The sequence below is a fragment of the Bosea sp. NBC_00550 genome, assembly GCF_026020075.1.
Lineage (GTDB): Bacteria > Pseudomonadota > Alphaproteobacteria > Rhizobiales > Beijerinckiaceae > Allobosea.
This window is the reverse complement of sequence record NZ_CP102772.1, coordinates 4,470,053-4,486,092: the sequence shown is the minus strand read 5'-3', so window position 1 is coordinate 4,486,092 and position 16,040 is coordinate 4,470,053. Positions and strand designations below refer to the sequence as shown.

Here is a 16,040-nt window from a genome sequence, read left to right as displayed (position 1 = left end):
CCGATGCATCTGGGATGACGAACGAGCATCTGCGCCTGCCGCCCCATGCGCCGGGGCTGTGCATCGGCCTGTTCGGCGGCAGCTTTAACCCCGCCCATGACGGCCACCGGCTCGCCAGCCTGACCGCGCTGCGCCGGCTCCAGCTCGACCGTGTCTGGTGGCTGGTCACGCCGGGCAACCCGCTGAAGGACAATGCGAAATTGCCGCCGCTAGCCGAGCGCATAAGGCAGGCTCGCGGCGTCGCCAACCATGCCCGCATCCAGGTCACCGGCATCGAGGCGATGCTGCGCACCCGCTATACCGCCGACACGCTGCGCGCGCTGAAGCGGCGCTGCCCGGGCGTCAACTTCGTCTGGATCATGGGCTCCGACAATCTCGCCGGCTTCCATCGCTGGGCCGAGTGGCGGACGATCGCCCGGATGATGCCGATCGCCATCATCGACCGGCCGGGTTCGACCCACAGCGCCATGGCCTCGCCCGCCGCCAACTGGCTGTCGCGCTGGCGCATTCCGGAGAATCAGGCGGCGAGCCTGCCGCGCACGCGACCCCCTGCCTGGGTTTTCCTGCACGGCAAGCGCTCGGCGCTGTCTTCGACCATGCTGCGCCGTCAGGCTGGCCGCGATTGAATTCCGGGGCCTTTTGGCCTATTTTAAATGCGTCGCGCCGAGAGCGCGTCGCGTTCGAGAGGATACGTCACTGAACCGTCAAACCCTTGGTGAAGCCGAGCCGATGCCGCTTCCCCAGGCCGCTATCGCAGACAACCCCTCTGCCGATAGCATCGCCCTCGCGCAACGTGTCCTCGAAGACATGAAGGCTGAGGACATCACGGTGATCGACCTCGTTGGCAAGACATCTCTGGCCGACGCGATGATCATCGCCTCGGGCAACGTCAACCGCCATGTCGCCGCCATCTCCGACGCGCTGATCGAAGCCCTGAAGGGCTCGGGCCTCCCCGCGCCCAACGTCGAGGGCATGCCTGCCTGCGACTGGGTGCTGATCGATACCGGCGACATCATCATCCACGTCTTCCGGCCCGAAGTGCGCCAGTTCTACAATCTCGAGAAGATGTGGGGCACCGACCGGCCGAACGAACGCCTCGATAGCTGACGCCGTTCTCGGATGCGGCTCGCAGTCATCGCCGTCGGCCGGCTCAAGGATGGGCCGGAGCGGGAGCTCTGCGAGCGCTACCGCGAGCGCGGCGTCGCGCTCGGCCGGGGCATCGGCCTGAGCGGTCCCGACATCGTCGAGATCACCGAGGGCCGGGGCCGGCGCCCTGACGAGCGCAAGCGCGAGGAGGCGCAAGCCATCCTCGGCAAGGCGCAGCCCGGCCTGCTGATCGCCCTCGACGAGCGCGGCCGCCCTCTCGGCAGCGACGCCTTCGCCAGCCGCATCGCCGCCGCCCGCGATTCAGGCGTCGGCCATGCCAGCCTCGTGATCGGCGGTGCCGACGGGCTGAGCGAGGAGATCCGCGACAAGGCCGACATCACCCTGGCCTTCGGCGCCCTGACGATCCCGCACCAGATCGTGCGGGCGCTCGTGCTCGAACAGCTCTATCGGGCGATGACGATCATCGCCGGACACCCCTATCATCGCGCATGAACCTTGCCGCCCTGCTGATTCGCTCCGGGCTGGGCCGTCCGGGCCTCGCCGCCCTGCTGGCCGTGGCATTGCTCGGCACGCCGGCCCTCGCACAGGGCAACGCGCCGGATCCGGACGCTCTCGCCCGTGAGGCGATGCAGAAGCTTGTGGAGAAGCAGGCGCGCGAAGCCGAGCTCAAGGCGATCGAACAGCGCCTCGCCGGCAATACCGAGGCCCGCGCCGGTCTGGAGAAGGAGATCGCCGCGATCCGCGCCGACCGTGCCGCGCTCAACAAGGCCCTGCTCGACACCACCGCAAGGACGCAGGCCGGCGAGGAGCGGCTGGGCGCGCTGGAGAAGCGCCTCGCCTTGCTGCAATCCAGCGAGACCGCGATTCGCCGCTCGCTCGAGGGCCGGCGCGGCCTGATCGCCGAGGTGCTGGCAGCGCTGCAACGCATCGGGCGAAGCCCGCCGCCGGCTGTGCTGGTGCGCCCCGAGGATATCCTCGAAGCGGTGCGGGCCTCGATGCTGCTCGGCGCCGTCGTCCCCGATCTGCGCCAGGAGATCGAGATCCTCGCGACCGATCTCGGCGAGCTGGTGCGGCTGCGCGACGGCATCGCCACCGAGAAGATCAAGATCGGCGAGGAGATGCAGCAGCTCGCGGGCGAACGCCAGCGCCTGGCCTCCCTGATCGAGGCAAGACGCGAGCGCGAGACCTCGGCGGCGAAGGATGTCGAGGCCCAGCGCGCGCTGGGCAGCGAGCTCGCCGGCCAGGCCCGGTCGATGCGCGATTTCGTCGAGAAGATCGAGAAGGAGATCTCGGTCGCCAACAGGGCGGCCGACGCCGCGCGCCAGGCGATCGAGCAGGAGACCCGCGAGCAGCGCGAGCGCATGACGGCGCTCGCCTTCAAGGACCCGGCCCGTCTCGCCCCGAAGATCGCCTTCGGCGATGCCAGGGGGCTGCTCGCGCTGCCTGTCGCGGGATCACGATTGCGTGGTTTCGGCGATCCCGACGGTGCCGGCGGCACAATTCGCGGAATTTCGCTCGAGACCCGGCCCAATGCCCTAGTTTCGGCGCCTTCAGACGCTTGGGTGGTTTATGCGGGGCCGTTCCGTTCGTTCGGGCAACTCTTGATCCTGAACGCTGGGGGGGGATACTACATATTGCTTGCCGGCATGCAGCGGATCGATGTCGCGCTCAATCAGTTCGTGCTGGCGGGAGAGCCGGTTGCGATGATGGGCGAAACATCGGAAGCTGCCGCGACGACAGTAGGAGTGGGAACCGGCCAGCCGGTCCTGTATATCGAATTCAGGAAAGACGGCGTTTCGGTCGACCCGAGCCCGTGGTGGACGAAATTGCAAGGCGAAAAGGTTCGCGGATGATGCGCAAGGTTTCCCTCGTTCTCGCCGGCGCCATCATGGGTGCGGGCCTGACCGGACTGGCTACTCAGACGAGGCTGCTCAGCTCGACCAGTGCTGTCGCCGCCTCGGCGGAGGTCTACCGCAGCCTCAATCTCTTCGGTGACATCTTCGAGAAGATCCGCACCGACTATGTCGACAAGCCGGACGAGCAGAAGCTGATCGAGGCCGCCATCAACGGCATGGTCTCCTCGCTCGATCCGCATTCGTCCTATCTGGACTCCAAGGCCTTCCGCGACATGGACACGGACATGCGTGGCCAGTTCGGCGGCCTCGGCATCGAGGTGACGATGGAGGACGGCGTCCTCAAGGTCGCCAAGCCGATCCGCGACACGCCCGCCTCCAAGGCCGGCATCCTGGCCAACGACATCATCCGCCAGATCGACGGCACCGAGGTGAAGGGCCTGTCCCTGACCCAGGCGGTCGAGAAGATGCGCGGGCTGATCAACACCCAGGTCACGCTCAAGGTCGAGCGGCCGGGCAAGACCGAGCCGCTCGAATTCACCCTGACCCGCTCGACCATCGTCGTGCCCGCGGTCGAGGAGCGCGTCGAGGGCGACATCGGCTACATCCGCATCGGCACCTTCTCCGAGCAGACCTATGACGGCCTGCGCAAGGCCATCGACAAGCTCTCGAACGAGATCGGCGCCGACAAGCTCAAGGGCTACGTCATCGACCTCCGCAACAACCGCGGCGGGCGCCTCGACCAGTCCGTGCTGGTCTCCGACGCCTTCCTCGATCGCGGCAAGATCGTCTCGACGCGCGGCCGCAACGCCGAGGAGACGCAGGTCTTCAACGCGAAGTCGGGCGATCTGACCAAGGGCAAGCCGGTCGTCGTGCTGATCAACGGCTCCTCCGCCTCGGCGGCCGAGATCGTGGCCGGCGCGCTGCAGGACCACAAGCGCGCCGTCGTGATGGGCACGCGCTCCTTCGGCAAGGGCTCGGTCCAAACCGTGATCCCGCTCGGCTCGAACGGCGGCCTGCGCCTGACTACGGCGCGCTACTACACGCCGTCGGGCAACTCGATCCAGGCCAAGGGCATCACGCCGGACATCGAGGTCCAGCAGGACATCCCGCAGGAGATCAAGGACAAGCTCGTCGAGAACAAGGGCGAGGCGGCGCTGAAAGGCCATCTCAAGGCCGGCGAGGGCGAGGAGCAGTCCGGTTCCGCCTCCTATGTCCCGAACGACGCGGCCAAGGACACCCAGCTGATCGCGGCCTTCAACCAGCTGCGTGGCGTCAAGAAGGACGCTGCCGCACCGGCCGAAAAGCCGGCGGCCGACCCGGCTCCGACCGCTGCGGCCCCCGCCGCCCCGGAAGCCCCGAAGCAGCCGAACTGAGCCTACAGGGGAGCCTTCGGGCTCGACGGCGGGCTTCTTAGGCGACAAGACTAGCGCGCGGGCCACTGATTCGGGTCCGCGTCGCAACCTTGAGGACGGCTGACCTTGGCCGGAACGCCGCTGACGGAGCTCAATCGGCCGCTCGGCCAGGATCGAGCCGCGCCCTCCGGCAAGCCGTGGGGCCGCTGGTCTGCGACTGCAGCCGCAGCCTGCGTCGGTACCGTGATACTCGGCCTCCTGCTGGTTGCTGCGATCCGCCGCGACCCAGAAGGCGGCGAGCCCGTCGCCGTCGCCTCCATAGAAAAGCGGGCGGCCCCCGTCGCCTCCATCCCGCCCAGCAACGATACGCCTCTTGCCGCCTCGCGCGGGCCGGCGAGCGCTGCGCAGCTCGAGAACAGCGCCGGCGTGACGGTGGTGCGCGCGGGCGAGGATGCGCCCGGCGCCATCATCATCACCGTTCCCGACGAAGCCGGCGCCATCAAGCTTGCTTCCGCCCCCGACAGCCGCCTCACCGAACGCACCCGCTACGGCCTGCTGCCGAAGCTCGGCGCGGACGGCGCGACGCCTGCGAAGATCTATGCCCGCCCCCTCGGCCCGGAGCCGGGGGCGAAACCGGCCGGCCGCATCGCCCTGCTCATCGGCGGCCTCGGCATCAGCCAGAATGGCACCGCCGACGCCATCGCCAAGCTGCCCGGGCCGGTCTCGCTGGCCTTCGCGCCCTATGGCACCGAGCTCGAACGCACTGTCCAGCGCGCCCGCAGCGAAGGCCACGAGATCTTCCTGCAATTGCCGATGGAGCCTTTCGACTATCCCGACAACGACCCCGGCCCGCATACGCTGCTGACCGGGCCCAAGGCGCAGGACAATCTCGACAGGCTGCACTGGTCGCTCGGCCGCTTCACCGGCTATGTCGGCATCGTCAATTTCCTCGGCGGCCGTTTGACCTCGGACGAAGGCGCCCTCTCGCCGATCCTGCGCGAGCTTGCGGGCCGCGGCCTGATGGTCGTCGACGATGGTTCCTCGCCGCGCAGCTTGCTGGCCGCCTCCGCCACGCGCGCACAGATCCCCGCCTTGAAGATCGACCGGGTTATCGATTCCGTCACCCGCGCCGACGCCATCGACAAGGAGCTCGCAGCGCTGGAAGCGCTGGCACGCGATCAGGGCATCGTCGTCGCCTCGGCCAGCGCCCTGCCGGTCTCGATCGAGCGGATCAATCGCTGGGCCCAATCATTGGAAGCCAAGAAGATCGCGCTCGTCCCCGTCAGCGCCGCGCGCGGCTTCCGCAGCCCCAAGACCACCGGATCACTCTCCACCGGATCGCAGCGATGACCGAGACCGCCCCCGAAGGCTATCGTCCCTGCGTCGGGCTCGCCTTGTTCAATGCCGAGGGGCTCGTCTTCATCGGCCGGCGCGCCGACAAGACGAAGCGCGAGCATGTCGCGCCGGGCCATGCCTGGCAGATGCCGCAGGGCGGGATCGACAAGGGCGAAACCCCGCTGGAGGCCGCCCGCCGCGAGCTCATGGAGGAAACCAACGTCACCTCCGTCGAGCTGCTCGCCGAGGCACCAGGCTGGCTGACCTACGATTTGCCCGGCGATATCGGCAAGGAGGCCTGGAAAGGCCGCTGGCGCGGCCAGACGCAGAAATGGTTCGCCTTCCGCTTCGTCGGCGCCGATGACGAGATCAACATCCTCACCCCGGCGGGCGGCCACAAGGCCGAGTTCGACGCCTGGCGCTGGGCGCGGCTCGACGAGACGCCGGAGCTGATCATCCCGTTCAAGCAGGGCGTCTACCGGCAGGTCGCCAGGCATTTCGCGCCCTTCGCCGAGCGCTGAACCTGTTCGCGCGGCGTCAGCCCATCGTGTAGACGACGCGCCCGATCCAGTAAGCCTGATAGCCGATGTGCACGGATGCCAGCGCGATCTGGACCGAGCGCCGGGCGGAAACGAAGGCGACGAGGCATAGCAGCAGCCCGATCGGGACCTGGATGAGATAGTCGCCGCTGAGCTGGCTCCAGTGCTCGCTGCCCTTGATCAGCGTGTCGACGATGTCGAGCAGGAACGCCGCCGCCATCAGGCCGAAGAACCAGCGCCGGCGCCTGATGAAGAAATCCTCGTAGCCGGCGTATTCCGAGATGTTGTCCGGAAAGAGCAGCGCCGAGAGCAGATAGAGGACCACGGCATAGCCGATCAGGAACAGGTAGATGCCGAAGCTCCAGCCCGGAATGCGCGAGAGCCCGAACTCCCACCACCAGAACAGCACCAGCTCCAGCAGGATCGAGCCGACCCAGAGCATGTGCAGCAACGAGACGCGGTGGCGGCCGGGATGCTGGATGAAGCCGGCAATGCCGGCCAGCATCCGGGTGATACCGAGGCCGATGACCATGCCCATGACGATGCGGACATGGATGAAGAGTTCTTGCGGCGTCACGTTCTCCATGAACGTTGCTTAAAGCACCGCGCCGAGAAGGGGAATCCGGAATGGCCGGCGCCTTGACGAGACGCTGGAGAACAACGTGGCCGCTCTCATGCGAACTGTCGAATGGCGTCCCGGAAGGACGCTAAACTGCAGTCCGCCATAATCCACATAAGTCCGACAAAACCGGGTATTTAGGACAGCGCAAAGCGGCAACATGCTGTACCAGTCCATATCCGTCTGCTACGATCTGCGTCGCGCGTTGGGGTAAATGTTGGGGTAGATTCGGGCGGCATGGCGCGATCAGTCAAGAAGCTCTCGGCTCGAAGCGTCACGACGCTGACGAAGCCCGGCCGCCATAGCGATGGCGATGGGCTCTATCTCGTGATCGACGCAACTGGCGCTCGCCGCTGGCTGTTCCTGTTCCGCTGGCAGGCAAGCTGAAGGAATTGGGGCTGGGCGGCATCAGCAGGACTTCTCTCGCTGAGGCTCGTGAGGCCGCGTCTGTAGCGCGGAAGCTCGTATCGTCCGGCGTCAACCCGATCGAGTTCAAGAAAGCGGCCGCCGCAGAAAAGAAGCCGATGACGTTCGGCGAGTTCGCTGATGACATGCTCGTCTCCATCCTGCCCGGCTACAAAAACGTCCGGCATCAAGCTCAGTGGAAGCGGGCGCTGGTGCACTACGCCGAACCGATCCGGGGGAAAGTGCTGGGCGATATCACCACCGAGGACATCCTTAAGATCCTCCAGCCGTTGTGGCACACAAAACAGGAGACAGCGTCCCGCGTGCGCGGGCGGATCGAGAGAGTGTTGGCGGCTGCGAAGGCCAAAAACGAGATTCGCTCGCCTTGGGAAAACCCAGCGCGATGGCGCGGCCATTTGAAAGAGCTGCTGTCTCAGCGGAGAAAGCTTTCGCGCGGCCACCACGCCGCCATGCCCTATCCCGACGTGCCTGATTTTGTTGCCGAACTTCGCCAGCGCGACGCGACCGCCGCTACTGCCCTGGAGTTCGCGATTCTCAATGCCAGTCGATCCAACGAAGCGCTCGGCGCACGGTGGGACGAGATCGACTTGAAACTGAAAATCTGGACGGTTCCGCCTGAGCGTATGAAGGGCGGCAAGGCCCATCGGGTACCCCTAAGCGCGGCCGCGCTTCATGTGATCGAGAAGCAGGCGGCCGCTAAGATCAGCGCTTTTGTATTCCCGGGTCAGAAGCCCGACCGACCACTTTCGGGCATGGCTATGGAAATGCTGCTTCGCCGAATGGGCGCGTCTGCATTCACTCAGCACGGCTTCCGGTCATCATTCCGGGATTGGTGCGGCGAGTGCACGCCGTTCGCTCGCGAGATAGCCGAGGCGGCACTTTCGCACACGGTAGGTGACGAGGCCGAGCAGGCCTATAGACGCGGCGACGCATTGGAAAAGCGGCGGAAGCTCATGGAAGCTTGGAGCCGTTTCATCAGCACGCCGAAGGCAGATGCCAAAATCGTTCCGCTCTCACCAGCGAAGGCCTGGTAGCGGGCCAGACGGGCAGGGATAGGCCGGCCAGCCGACAAGCCGAGTTGCACCGCTTGGTTTCCCTGTTCTCCCCACGGTGTCATTTCCAGGTGCAGTTTGGGCTTTCCCACGATTTCAGCGTCTATCGCTGTTACTTTCTCGCAGGAGGAAGCTCTTCATTGGCGTTTAGGCATCCCATTCAACCCGCCAGCGGGTTGCGTTCGGCCTTGGGGGTCGTTCGCTGAGAAGGTGGCTCGACGGCACTTCGAGGATCTGGGCGAAGTCGAATCGGGATTGGAGCGCGCGCTTTTCTCAGAGGTTTCCGAGGATAGACCTCCACGAGATCGAGCTCGCATGGTGCAGGCAATGGAGACGATATTTGTTCATTTTGCCAAGCAGAAAATCTCGCCTTTCCTAGTGCACGAGCTGATGCGATTCACCTCATCGCTCAGTGACCTTGATCGCGGCACCGTCCACTATTCTCTGGCACCCAAAAAGGTGCGCCATAGACCCATGCTCAGCAGTGACCTTTGGGAGGCCAGAGCACATGTCGCATTGGCGGTGGACATCATGGTCGGCGGAGGAATGCTGAAGAAGCAAGCTCTTGCGGTCATCGAAAAGAACTTCGGATTCCTCGCCGACACATTGGCCGGCGGCGCGTCGAAATTTGGCGTACTCGTTGGTAAATGGCATCAGGAACTTGCTTCCGGTATTAGCGCCGACGCTGGGGCACAGTCTGTCTTCGATGGACGTCAACGCTACATTGATTTCTTGGCAAAGAAGCTCGGGACGGACGATCCGAACGCCATCGCGCAAAACATCCTGAAGCACGCCGTATTGCTGTCTGCCCGGACGGCCGATGCCACTGCCATCACCAAAGTTGCGGCCCGCGCACGTCGCAGAAATCCGCCGCAGAAGACGCAGCCAGACAAGAAGAAATAACCCCCCCTGTTAAGGTGGGTGCTGGCAGTGCCCAGTCGCATTCAACCACACCGGTTCGCAGCAATTGTGCTGGCTCCGCGGGTGGGAATGCGAGGCACAAATGCCTAATCACGACACACCCGAAGCCATGAAGCTTCGTGATTTTCTCAAGCGCTACGGTATCAGCCGCTCCGCCGCGTTCGAGCATATGTCCTGTGGACGGCTGAAGGCTCGCCGGCTCGGCGCGCATCTCCTGATCACCACCAAGGACGCCAACGACTGGCTGGCTTCGCTGCCGGTGCGGTCCTCCTCCAACCAGGGGAAGGCGGCCTGATCATGCACCTGAAACAGATGAACCCCGCGACGCCGGCCAGGGCGCATAGCTCGGCAGCGTGCAATCCCGAACATAGCACACCGGCCCTCATCATCAACCGGCTCCAGCGGCGGTTCGCCATCAGCGAGTTGCACGCAGCCACCGTCGCTCATCTTGCCGGCCTCGGGTCGCAGGCGGTGCGTTGATGCAGACGACCTCGCAACAGAACCAGCAGACCGCCCCGGCCTGCGATACCGGCGCGTTCCTTTCCGAACACCTGTCGCTCCTCGCCATGAACGCGACGATGGCGCGCGACTTTCTGGAGGTCGGCGACAACGCCGGCTTCCGTTATTCCCTCGCCTGCATGATCGCCCGCGCTAAGGCCGTCGCTGGTGTCGTCAATGACCTCGGCGCGCTCGCCGATAGCAAGGGGATCGCCCGCTGATGGCCTTTGATCCGATCGACCTTACCGACCTTTCCCTCAAGCCGGCGCAATTGGCGCCGGCTCTGCTCCTTAGCCGGAGAGAACAGGTTCGGCGCCAGTATTCCGATCGGCCCTTGCCCCTGTTCCCGCAGCCTGCCGCCGCAGCGCCCTATCCTGTCGCTAGCCTTGGGCCTTGTCTTCGGCAGGCTGCTGAGGCGATCTCGGCGAAGGTGCAGGCGCCGATCGAGCTTGCCGCTCAGTCCGTGCTCGGCACAGCGGCGCTGGCAGCTCAGGCCCACTACGACGTGCGCTTGCCCTACGGCCAGGTTCGGCCCTGTAGTCTGTTCCTAGTCACCATCGCCGCATCCGGCGACAGGAAATCTAGCGCTGACAATGAATCCAACTGGCCTGTTCGGACGCATGAAAAGCGCCTTCGCGAGGACCACGACATTCTTTTCCGGGAATGGAAGATCGATTTTGCCGCTTGGGCCGCGACGAAGCGCAAGATCGAGAATGATGCAAAGATCGACCATGACGAACGGCGTGATCGTCTTGCCGATCTCGGCGACGAGCCACGACGGCCGTTGTCGCCTGTCCTGACATCTGGCGACATCACGCCCGATGGCTTGACAAAGAACTGGCGCCACATGCACGGGGCTCTCGGCGTCTTTTCAGCCGAGGGGGGGCAATTCACTGCCGGCCACGGCATGGACGATGCTAACCGCCTCCGCACGGCCGCGATGCTGTCCGGGCTGTGGGATGGAAATGGCGCTGTCCGCATCCGCGCTGGCGACGGCATCACGCTCCTGTCGGGGCGTCGGCTCTCTGCGCATCTTATGGTCCAGCCCGAGGCAGCGGGTGGCTTCCTCTCCGACCGGACCCTGCGCGATCAAGGCTTGCTCTCGCGCGTGCTGCTGGCGGCGCCGCTCTCGATCGCCGGAAAGCGGCTCTACAGGACCGCGAGCCTTGATCAGGAGCATGCCATCTCTGACTACGGCAAGCGGGTCTTGGCCTTGCTGGAGAGGCCTGCGCGCAGCCTTTCCGGCGGCGCCAACGAACTCGACCCGGTCACACTAAACATGTCGGCCGAGGCCGAGGCAAAATGGATTGCGTTCTTCAACCACGTCGAGGCCCAGAGCGGTCCCGAAGGTGATCTCAAGCTCATTCGAGATGTCGCGGCAAAGGCGGCGGAAAACGCCGCTCGCATCGCGGCCGTCATCGCTGCTGTGGAGAAGGGATACACGGATCACATCGGGCTCGCATCCATGCTGTGCGGCATCGCCCTGGCAGGCTGGTATCTGCGCGAGGCGCTGCGTCTTGCCCATGCGTCGCGTCTCGACCCGAAGCTGATGCGTGCTCAGACGTTGCTCGATTGGCTGCGCGCGCGTGATAGACCGGAGATTGGCTTTCGAGAAATCTTGCAGCTGGGACCGACAGCCACCCGGACCAAAGCCGCAGCCGATGATGCGACCACCCTACTTCTAGCTCACGGCTGGGTTCGTGAGATCAACGCCCGGCCTAAGCGTTTCCTGCTTCTCGATGATGGAGGAGAGTAATGGCGTACCGGCCGTTCTTCGAAATCGAAGCTGAAGATGCCCCGGCTACGTTTGCTAATCCTGCTACGTTTCGCGCAGAAAAGACCGGAAGCGTAGCGGATTTAGCAGATGTAGCAGCCCCTACCTCCAAAACAGATTTTGCGACGCCCCTGGATCGAACACCTCCGGAACCTCATCTCATCGCCAAGCCAATGGCTCCGGAAGGGCTAACCCTCGAAGACCAGATCGCCGCATTTGAGGAACGCGCCGGCATCCTCGAATACGACGAAGGCCTGCCCCGCGAGGAAGCCGAACGGCTTGCGCGCGAGCAGACCAGGCATCTGCTGCACTAAGGGCTGGGTCGTGAACGCTCCCGATTATCCGGGCCTCGGCCGTCCCTGCAATGGCTACGGCCAGCGCGGCTAGCGCGGCACTGGCCATTACGACAGGTGCACGATGGGTGCGCCCTGTCCCCCATACCCCCACGAGCGCACCCTTAGTAACGGGCGCTTGCGTATGGCATTTTTCGAGAATTCAAGAGCCGCCACAAACCCCAAACGTGGCCGGATTGCAGGGAGCATGTGAGGTCGAAATGCGCCGCCCCATCACCACCGCCGATCTTTCCGATCCGCGCGAGGTTGCATTCATTACCGCCTTGCTGGCGTTGGGTGGCCCGCAGCATGCGGTGGCAGCGGCGCAGCGCGCCGGCTATGGCAGCACGCCGGAGTAAGCCGAGCGCGCGGCTCCAACCTTGCTCGCTTCCGGCCGTATCGCCCGTGCGATCATCGGCGAGATCAGTGCTGGTTTTGATGTCGCAGCCGCAGCCGCCTTCAAGACCCTGCTGGACGTTTGCAACGATTCCCGTGCGCCGGCCAGCGCGCGGGTTTCAGCGGCGCAAGAAATACTGAGTCGATCATCGCTCGGGCCGACGCCGAGCCGATCCTCGGCGGTCATGGCGCAGGTCTGGATTGAAGGAATTATTAGATAAACTTGATAAGATTGGTAAAATATTGCGGATTAACTCAGCCACTCGCCTAAATTCGCAGTATAATGTTATAACCATACCTACGTAACCTTATATTTTACTTTATCAGAAATTTTACATCATCAAGTTGCAGAATTTTAATTCCATACGCCTACCAATATGAACATTCGGAATTTTGGGGGCAACGATGATGAAGAAATTATATTCATTAATTATAGCTTTAACAATTTTGTGGCTCCCAACTCCATCTAAGGCGGCTCTAACTTACAAGACATCGTCCCTTCCGGATGGAGCAAATTTTGTAATTATCCAAGGTAGTTTTGAAAAATCTGACGATCTTTCCGAATTTTCAAAGATTGCTACAAGTCATTCTATTGCCTTTGTGACATTCGATTCGCCCGGTGGACAAGTATTTAAAGCATTAGAATTGGGTCGGTTGATACGTCATCTTGGGCTGGATACAATTCAGCCCAGAGCGACATTGTGCGCTTCCGCATGCTCGCTTGCTTTTCTTGGAGGCGTTCGCCGATCGGCTGAAGCGGGCTCAATCGGAGTCCATCAGGCATCCGTTAAATCGGCGTATGCACTTGATGCAGGAGAGGCCGCGGAGGGAATACAGCGTCTTACTGGACAGATAATTGCTTACGTCACGGAGATGGGCGCAGATGCAGCCTTTTTGCAAATTTGGCTCAGCTATCCGAGTTGGGACATGCGGTATTTATCTAGCGGGGAAATGACGCAATACCGCATCGTTACGAACGCTTCCGCGCGTCAAACCATGAACGCGCCAAAACGGCGAAGCGACGAGTTGCCGCCGGAGCCTCGCAGCGGACCGGACAACTCACTTCAGAACCCCTCGCTACCGATTGCGAGAACCGGTCAGGTGAGGGCATTGGCGGGATTTATTGGCCTCCGCGAAGAGGCGGACGAAAGCAGTCGGACCATCTCCATTCTGGATAACAAATCGAAGGTAATTATAATCAAAAATTCTGATAATTGGTATCGAATTTCTTACGACGGACTTATCGGATATGCACACCATAATTGGATACTTGTTGATCAATTTGTTAATGTCGATTTTGACAGCCGATACATACAAGTGGCCTCATTCAAAAATTTGAACGAAGCACTGTCTTTCAAATCAAGAATAAATGTTCCATCATCAATTTATATTTCGACAAATAGAGCATATATTGTTGCTCTTGAGGATACATTTGATTTGCATCTTGGTAGAAAAATACTGACTAATTTGAAATTGAAATCAAACATTCCGATAAAACCTATTCTAACGGTAGGCAATACTTATATTTCCAAACTTTACTAAGACAACCCACTTTTGGAGTCCCAGCTGGATACCCGCAAGAACCTCGGGTTGCGCGCAATCCTCTCAAATCAGCGTGAACACACGGAAATCCCAACGAGCACAAATCGGAATCAAATGAATGTCCGACAGTTCCGCGCATTGAGCTGGCGAGTTATGGAGGCGGCGGAATGAAACTGAACCATGTTGCGAACCGACTTTCGGATAAGTGCTTTGAGACCGTTGTCGAGATGTTTGCAAGTTGCCTGGGGTTTGCAACACTGCGCCGCACCGAACGGTCGATATGGATGCGGCAAGCAGACGCGAATGTTGACCTACAGTTCAGCCGCAGCGAGATATCCCACCGTGACGACGACAAACGGCGTTCGCAGATCGCCTTCCTGAGTGTCACCCCCAGGGCTGACCTTGAACGTCTGGCAACCTGGCTGCAGGAACGAGGCCTTGCAGCGCACGTCGACGCTTACTCAGAGCGAGAGTTTTTTCTTGATGCCCCGAACGCGTTTGTCGATTTCGTTCTGGAAGCGATGCTTCCAGAACTAGCGGACTACGAAGGCTACCCGCTGACGGTTCCTTCGTGATCCAGTGAATATTGCGCGGCGGCAGGTCTTTCGGGATTGGCCTGCCCCCTGAAAAGTGGCCCTCCCTGAAGTAGGCTTTTTGAGCCTTTGGAGGATGCCCGCGATGCCGCAGAAGAAGCACAAGCCTGAAGAGATCGTCGCGAAGCTGCGGCAGGTCGACGTGCTGTTGTCCCAGGGGCGCCCGGTCGCGGAGGCGATCCGGGCCATCAGCGTGACGGCGTTCACGTATTATCGCTGGCGCAAGGAGTTTGGCGGGCTGAAGTCCGACCAGGTGAAGCGTCTGAAGGATCTGGAGAAGGAGAACGAGCGGCTGCGCAAAGCCGTCTCGGATCTGACGTTGGAGAAGCTGATCCTCAAGGAAGCTGCCTCGGGAAACTACTTCTCTATTCGGGGTTCATAGGTCAACTCCCTTGCGTGCGCATCCTGGATCGGCGCGCGAACGGTCCTGCGGAGCTCTTGCTTCTCTCCGAGGTCGGCCTGTGCCGCCTCATGATGGGATCAGAGGGAGTGGGCGGAGCCATCTAAGCCGCGCGCTCGGCAGAACCGACGCTCGAGTTTCCTCGGTCTCGCCCGCTCCCATCGTCCCCGCAGGGCCCCCTCCACGCCGGAGGAGCTCGGTATTGCGTGATGCTAAAGCGCGGGCCTCAGGCCGCCGTGGCGGATGCGGCCGACCAGCGGAAGTCCGTCTCGTCGCGCCACATGCGGTGCAACACGATGGCCAGCTTGCGAGCGACGGCCACGAGCGCCTTCTGCATGCCTCGGCGTTTGGCCACGGCCAACCCCCAGACCTTCAGGGAGGACCACGGGCCGCGCGGGCTGGTCAGCAGCACGAGCGCGGCTTCATAGAGCGCAGCGCGCATCATCGTGTCCCCGCACTTCGAGACCCGCCCGCCCCGCATCGTCTCACCGGACTGGTAAAGCCGCGGCGTCAGACCGAAATGCGCCCCGACGCATTGCGATCGTCCGAAACGGGCCGGGTTGTCGACGCATGTGCGGTAGGTCAGCGCCACGACCGGCCCAACGCCGGGTGCGGTCATCAGCCGTCGGCAGATCGGATCGATGCGGACCTGGTCCAGCAGCATCTTGTGCAGCTTGGCGAGTTGGGTCCGCAACGCGGAGCGAGCCTCCAGCAACGGTAGGACCACAGCCGCGACGAAGGGCAGATCGAGCACGAGGTCTCGCACGCGCTGCTCGAAGCCGGCAGCTCCCACGACACCGACCTTGAGGCCAAAATTGCGCAGCTGACCTCGTAGGTCGCTCTCGATGTCATAGGCCTTACGCTGAAGCAATTTGCGCGAGGTCAGGAGCAGGCGGCGTTGCTGGCTGGCTGGCGTCTTGACGTGGACCGGCTTGAATAGGCCGACACGCATCATCTGAGCGATACCCATCGCGTCGTTGCGGTCGGTCTTGTTGATGCGCGCCGAAAGGGCGGCGTGCATGTGACGGGTTTCGACGCAGATCGCCGGCAACCCAGCTTCGACCAGGCCGGCGTAGAGCCATGGCGAGAGAGGCCCCGCCTCCAGGCCGATACGAGCATAGCTGTGGCCGAGACCGATGAGGTGTTTGCAGATCACCTCAGGATGGCTCTCGACGGTGGTACGGTGCACGACCTTACCGTGCGGATCGACGATGCAGATGGCGGTCTCTTTCACGGAGACATCGAGGCCGACATGGTGCTGGTGGTTCATGGTGGGACTCCCGCGTTGGATCGGAGCG

General features: G+C 62.7%; 21 protein-coding genes and 1 pseudogene. 20 read left to right on the top strand and 2 right to left on the bottom strand.

Annotated features, from left to right (window positions below; genetic code table 11):
* The first annotated feature begins 14 nt into the window (after positions 1-14).
* The 7 genes from NWE53_RS21485 (at position 15) to NWE53_RS21455 (ending at position 6,171) form a co-directional block, all read left to right on the top strand.
* Positions 15-626 carry a nicotinate-nucleotide adenylyltransferase gene (locus NWE53_RS21485; RefSeq protein ID WP_265051379.1) on the top strand — a complete coding sequence of 204 codons (612 nt, stop codon included), beginning with the start codon at positions 15-17 and terminating at the stop codon, positions 624-626.
* 103 nt (positions 627-729) lie between these two features.
* Positions 730-1,107, top strand: coding sequence for a ribosome silencing factor (gene rsfS / locus NWE53_RS21480; protein WP_265051378.1), 378 nt, complete (start codon positions 730-732; stop codon positions 1,105-1,107).
* Between the two features lie 12 nt (positions 1,108-1,119).
* Positions 1,120-1,599, top strand: coding sequence for a 23S rRNA (pseudouridine(1915)-N(3))-methyltransferase RlmH (gene rlmH, locus NWE53_RS21475; protein ID WP_265051377.1), 480 nt, complete (start codon positions 1,120-1,122; stop codon positions 1,597-1,599).
* Entirely contained in the window at positions 1,596-2,960 is a 1,365-nt protein-coding gene (locus NWE53_RS21470; protein ID WP_265051376.1) for a murein hydrolase activator EnvC family protein, read from the top strand. The genes rlmH and NWE53_RS21470 overlap by 4 nt, the downstream gene beginning before the upstream one ends.
* Positions 2,960-4,336, top strand: a complete 1,377-nt coding sequence (locus tag NWE53_RS21465) for a S41 family peptidase (RefSeq protein WP_265051375.1) — start codon at positions 2,960-2,962, stop codon at positions 4,334-4,336. Before NWE53_RS21470 ends, NWE53_RS21465 begins: the two co-directional genes overlap by 1 nt.
* A 105-nt stretch (positions 4,337-4,441) precedes the next feature.
* Complete coding sequence (locus NWE53_RS21460; protein ID WP_265051374.1) at positions 4,442-5,665, top strand: divergent polysaccharide deacetylase family protein; 1,224 nt, start codon at positions 4,442-4,444, stop codon at positions 5,663-5,665.
* Entirely contained in the window at positions 5,662-6,171 is a 510-nt protein-coding gene (locus NWE53_RS21455; RefSeq protein WP_265051373.1) for an RNA pyrophosphohydrolase, read from the top strand. Before NWE53_RS21460 ends, NWE53_RS21455 begins: the two co-directional genes overlap by 4 nt.
* Positions 6,172-6,187: 16 nt before the next feature.
* On the opposite strand, the gene NWE53_RS21450 is transcribed toward NWE53_RS21455, so the two are convergent.
* Positions 6,188-6,775 (bottom strand): hypothetical protein, encoded by a 588-nt coding sequence (locus tag NWE53_RS21450; RefSeq protein WP_442864868.1) that lies wholly within the window; start codon positions 6,773-6,775, stop codon positions 6,188-6,190.
* Between the two features lie 270 nt (positions 6,776-7,045).
* Here NWE53_RS21450 and NWE53_RS29880 point away from each other — a divergent pair, with 270 nt between their 5' ends.
* The 13 genes and pseudogenes from NWE53_RS29880 to NWE53_RS21390 form a co-directional block, all read left to right on the top strand.
* Complete coding sequence (locus NWE53_RS29880; protein WP_320109526.1) at positions 7,046-7,195, top strand: hypothetical protein; 150 nt, start codon at positions 7,046-7,048, stop codon at positions 7,193-7,195.
* A gap of 5 nt (positions 7,196-7,200) precedes the next feature.
* Positions 7,201-8,268, top strand: coding sequence for a tyrosine-type recombinase/integrase (locus tag NWE53_RS21445; protein ID WP_320109525.1), 1,068 nt, complete (start codon positions 7,201-7,203; stop codon positions 8,266-8,268).
* A 333-nt stretch (positions 8,269-8,601) separates the two neighbouring features.
* Positions 8,602-9,189, top strand: a complete 588-nt coding sequence (locus NWE53_RS21440) for a hypothetical protein (RefSeq protein WP_265051371.1) — start codon at positions 8,602-8,604, stop codon at positions 9,187-9,189.
* 100 nt (positions 9,190-9,289) lie between these two features.
* A complete protein-coding gene (locus tag NWE53_RS21435) occupies positions 9,290-9,502 on the top strand; it encodes a hypothetical protein (RefSeq protein ID WP_265051370.1) in 213 nt (70 codons plus the stop codon).
* Between the two features lie 2 nt (positions 9,503-9,504).
* Positions 9,505-9,687 (top strand): hypothetical protein, encoded by a 183-nt coding sequence (locus tag NWE53_RS21430; protein ID WP_265051369.1) that lies wholly within the window; start codon positions 9,505-9,507, stop codon positions 9,685-9,687.
* Positions 9,687-9,926: a hypothetical protein gene (locus tag NWE53_RS21425; RefSeq protein ID WP_265051368.1), complete on the top strand. Its 240-nt coding sequence runs from the start codon at positions 9,687-9,689 to the stop codon at positions 9,924-9,926. Before NWE53_RS21430 ends, NWE53_RS21425 begins: the two co-directional genes overlap by 1 nt.
* Positions 9,926-11,461, top strand: coding sequence for a YfjI family protein (locus NWE53_RS21420; RefSeq protein WP_265051367.1), 1,536 nt, complete (start codon positions 9,926-9,928; stop codon positions 11,459-11,461). The genes NWE53_RS21425 and NWE53_RS21420 overlap by 1 nt, the downstream gene beginning before the upstream one ends.
* Positions 11,461-11,793 carry a hypothetical protein gene (locus NWE53_RS21415; RefSeq protein WP_265051366.1) on the top strand — a complete coding sequence of 111 codons (333 nt, stop codon included), beginning with the start codon at positions 11,461-11,463 and terminating at the stop codon, positions 11,791-11,793. Before NWE53_RS21420 ends, NWE53_RS21415 begins: the two co-directional genes overlap by 1 nt.
* Before the next feature lie 239 nt (positions 11,794-12,032).
* Entirely contained in the window at positions 12,033-12,170 is a 138-nt protein-coding gene (locus tag NWE53_RS21410; protein WP_265051365.1) for a hypothetical protein, read from the top strand.
* 21 nt (positions 12,171-12,191) lie between these two features.
* Positions 12,192-12,428, top strand: a complete 237-nt coding sequence (locus NWE53_RS21405; protein ID WP_265051364.1) for a hypothetical protein — start codon at positions 12,192-12,194, stop codon at positions 12,426-12,428.
* Between the two features lie 184 nt (positions 12,429-12,612).
* Complete coding sequence (locus NWE53_RS21400) at positions 12,613-13,749, top strand: SH3 domain-containing protein (RefSeq protein ID WP_265051363.1); 1,137 nt, start codon at positions 12,613-12,615, stop codon at positions 13,747-13,749.
* Positions 13,750-13,916: 167 nt separating this feature from the next.
* The gene (locus NWE53_RS21395; protein ID WP_265051362.1) at positions 13,917-14,324 is read left to right on the top strand and encodes a VOC family protein; all 408 of its coding nucleotides are present in this window, start codon (positions 13,917-13,919) and stop codon (positions 14,322-14,324) included.
* A 103-nt stretch (positions 14,325-14,427) separates the two neighbouring features.
* Positions 14,428-14,709: pseudogene (locus NWE53_RS21390) on the top strand (transposase); the annotation flags it as partial.
* A 259-nt stretch (positions 14,710-14,968) separates the two neighbouring features.
* Here the strand turns inward: NWE53_RS21390 and NWE53_RS21385 are convergent.
* The gene (locus tag NWE53_RS21385; RefSeq protein WP_265051361.1) at positions 14,969-16,012 is read right to left on the bottom strand and encodes an IS110 family RNA-guided transposase; all 1,044 of its coding nucleotides are present in this window, start codon (positions 16,010-16,012) and stop codon (positions 14,969-14,971) included.
* Between the last annotated feature and the right edge of the window lie 28 nt (positions 16,013-16,040).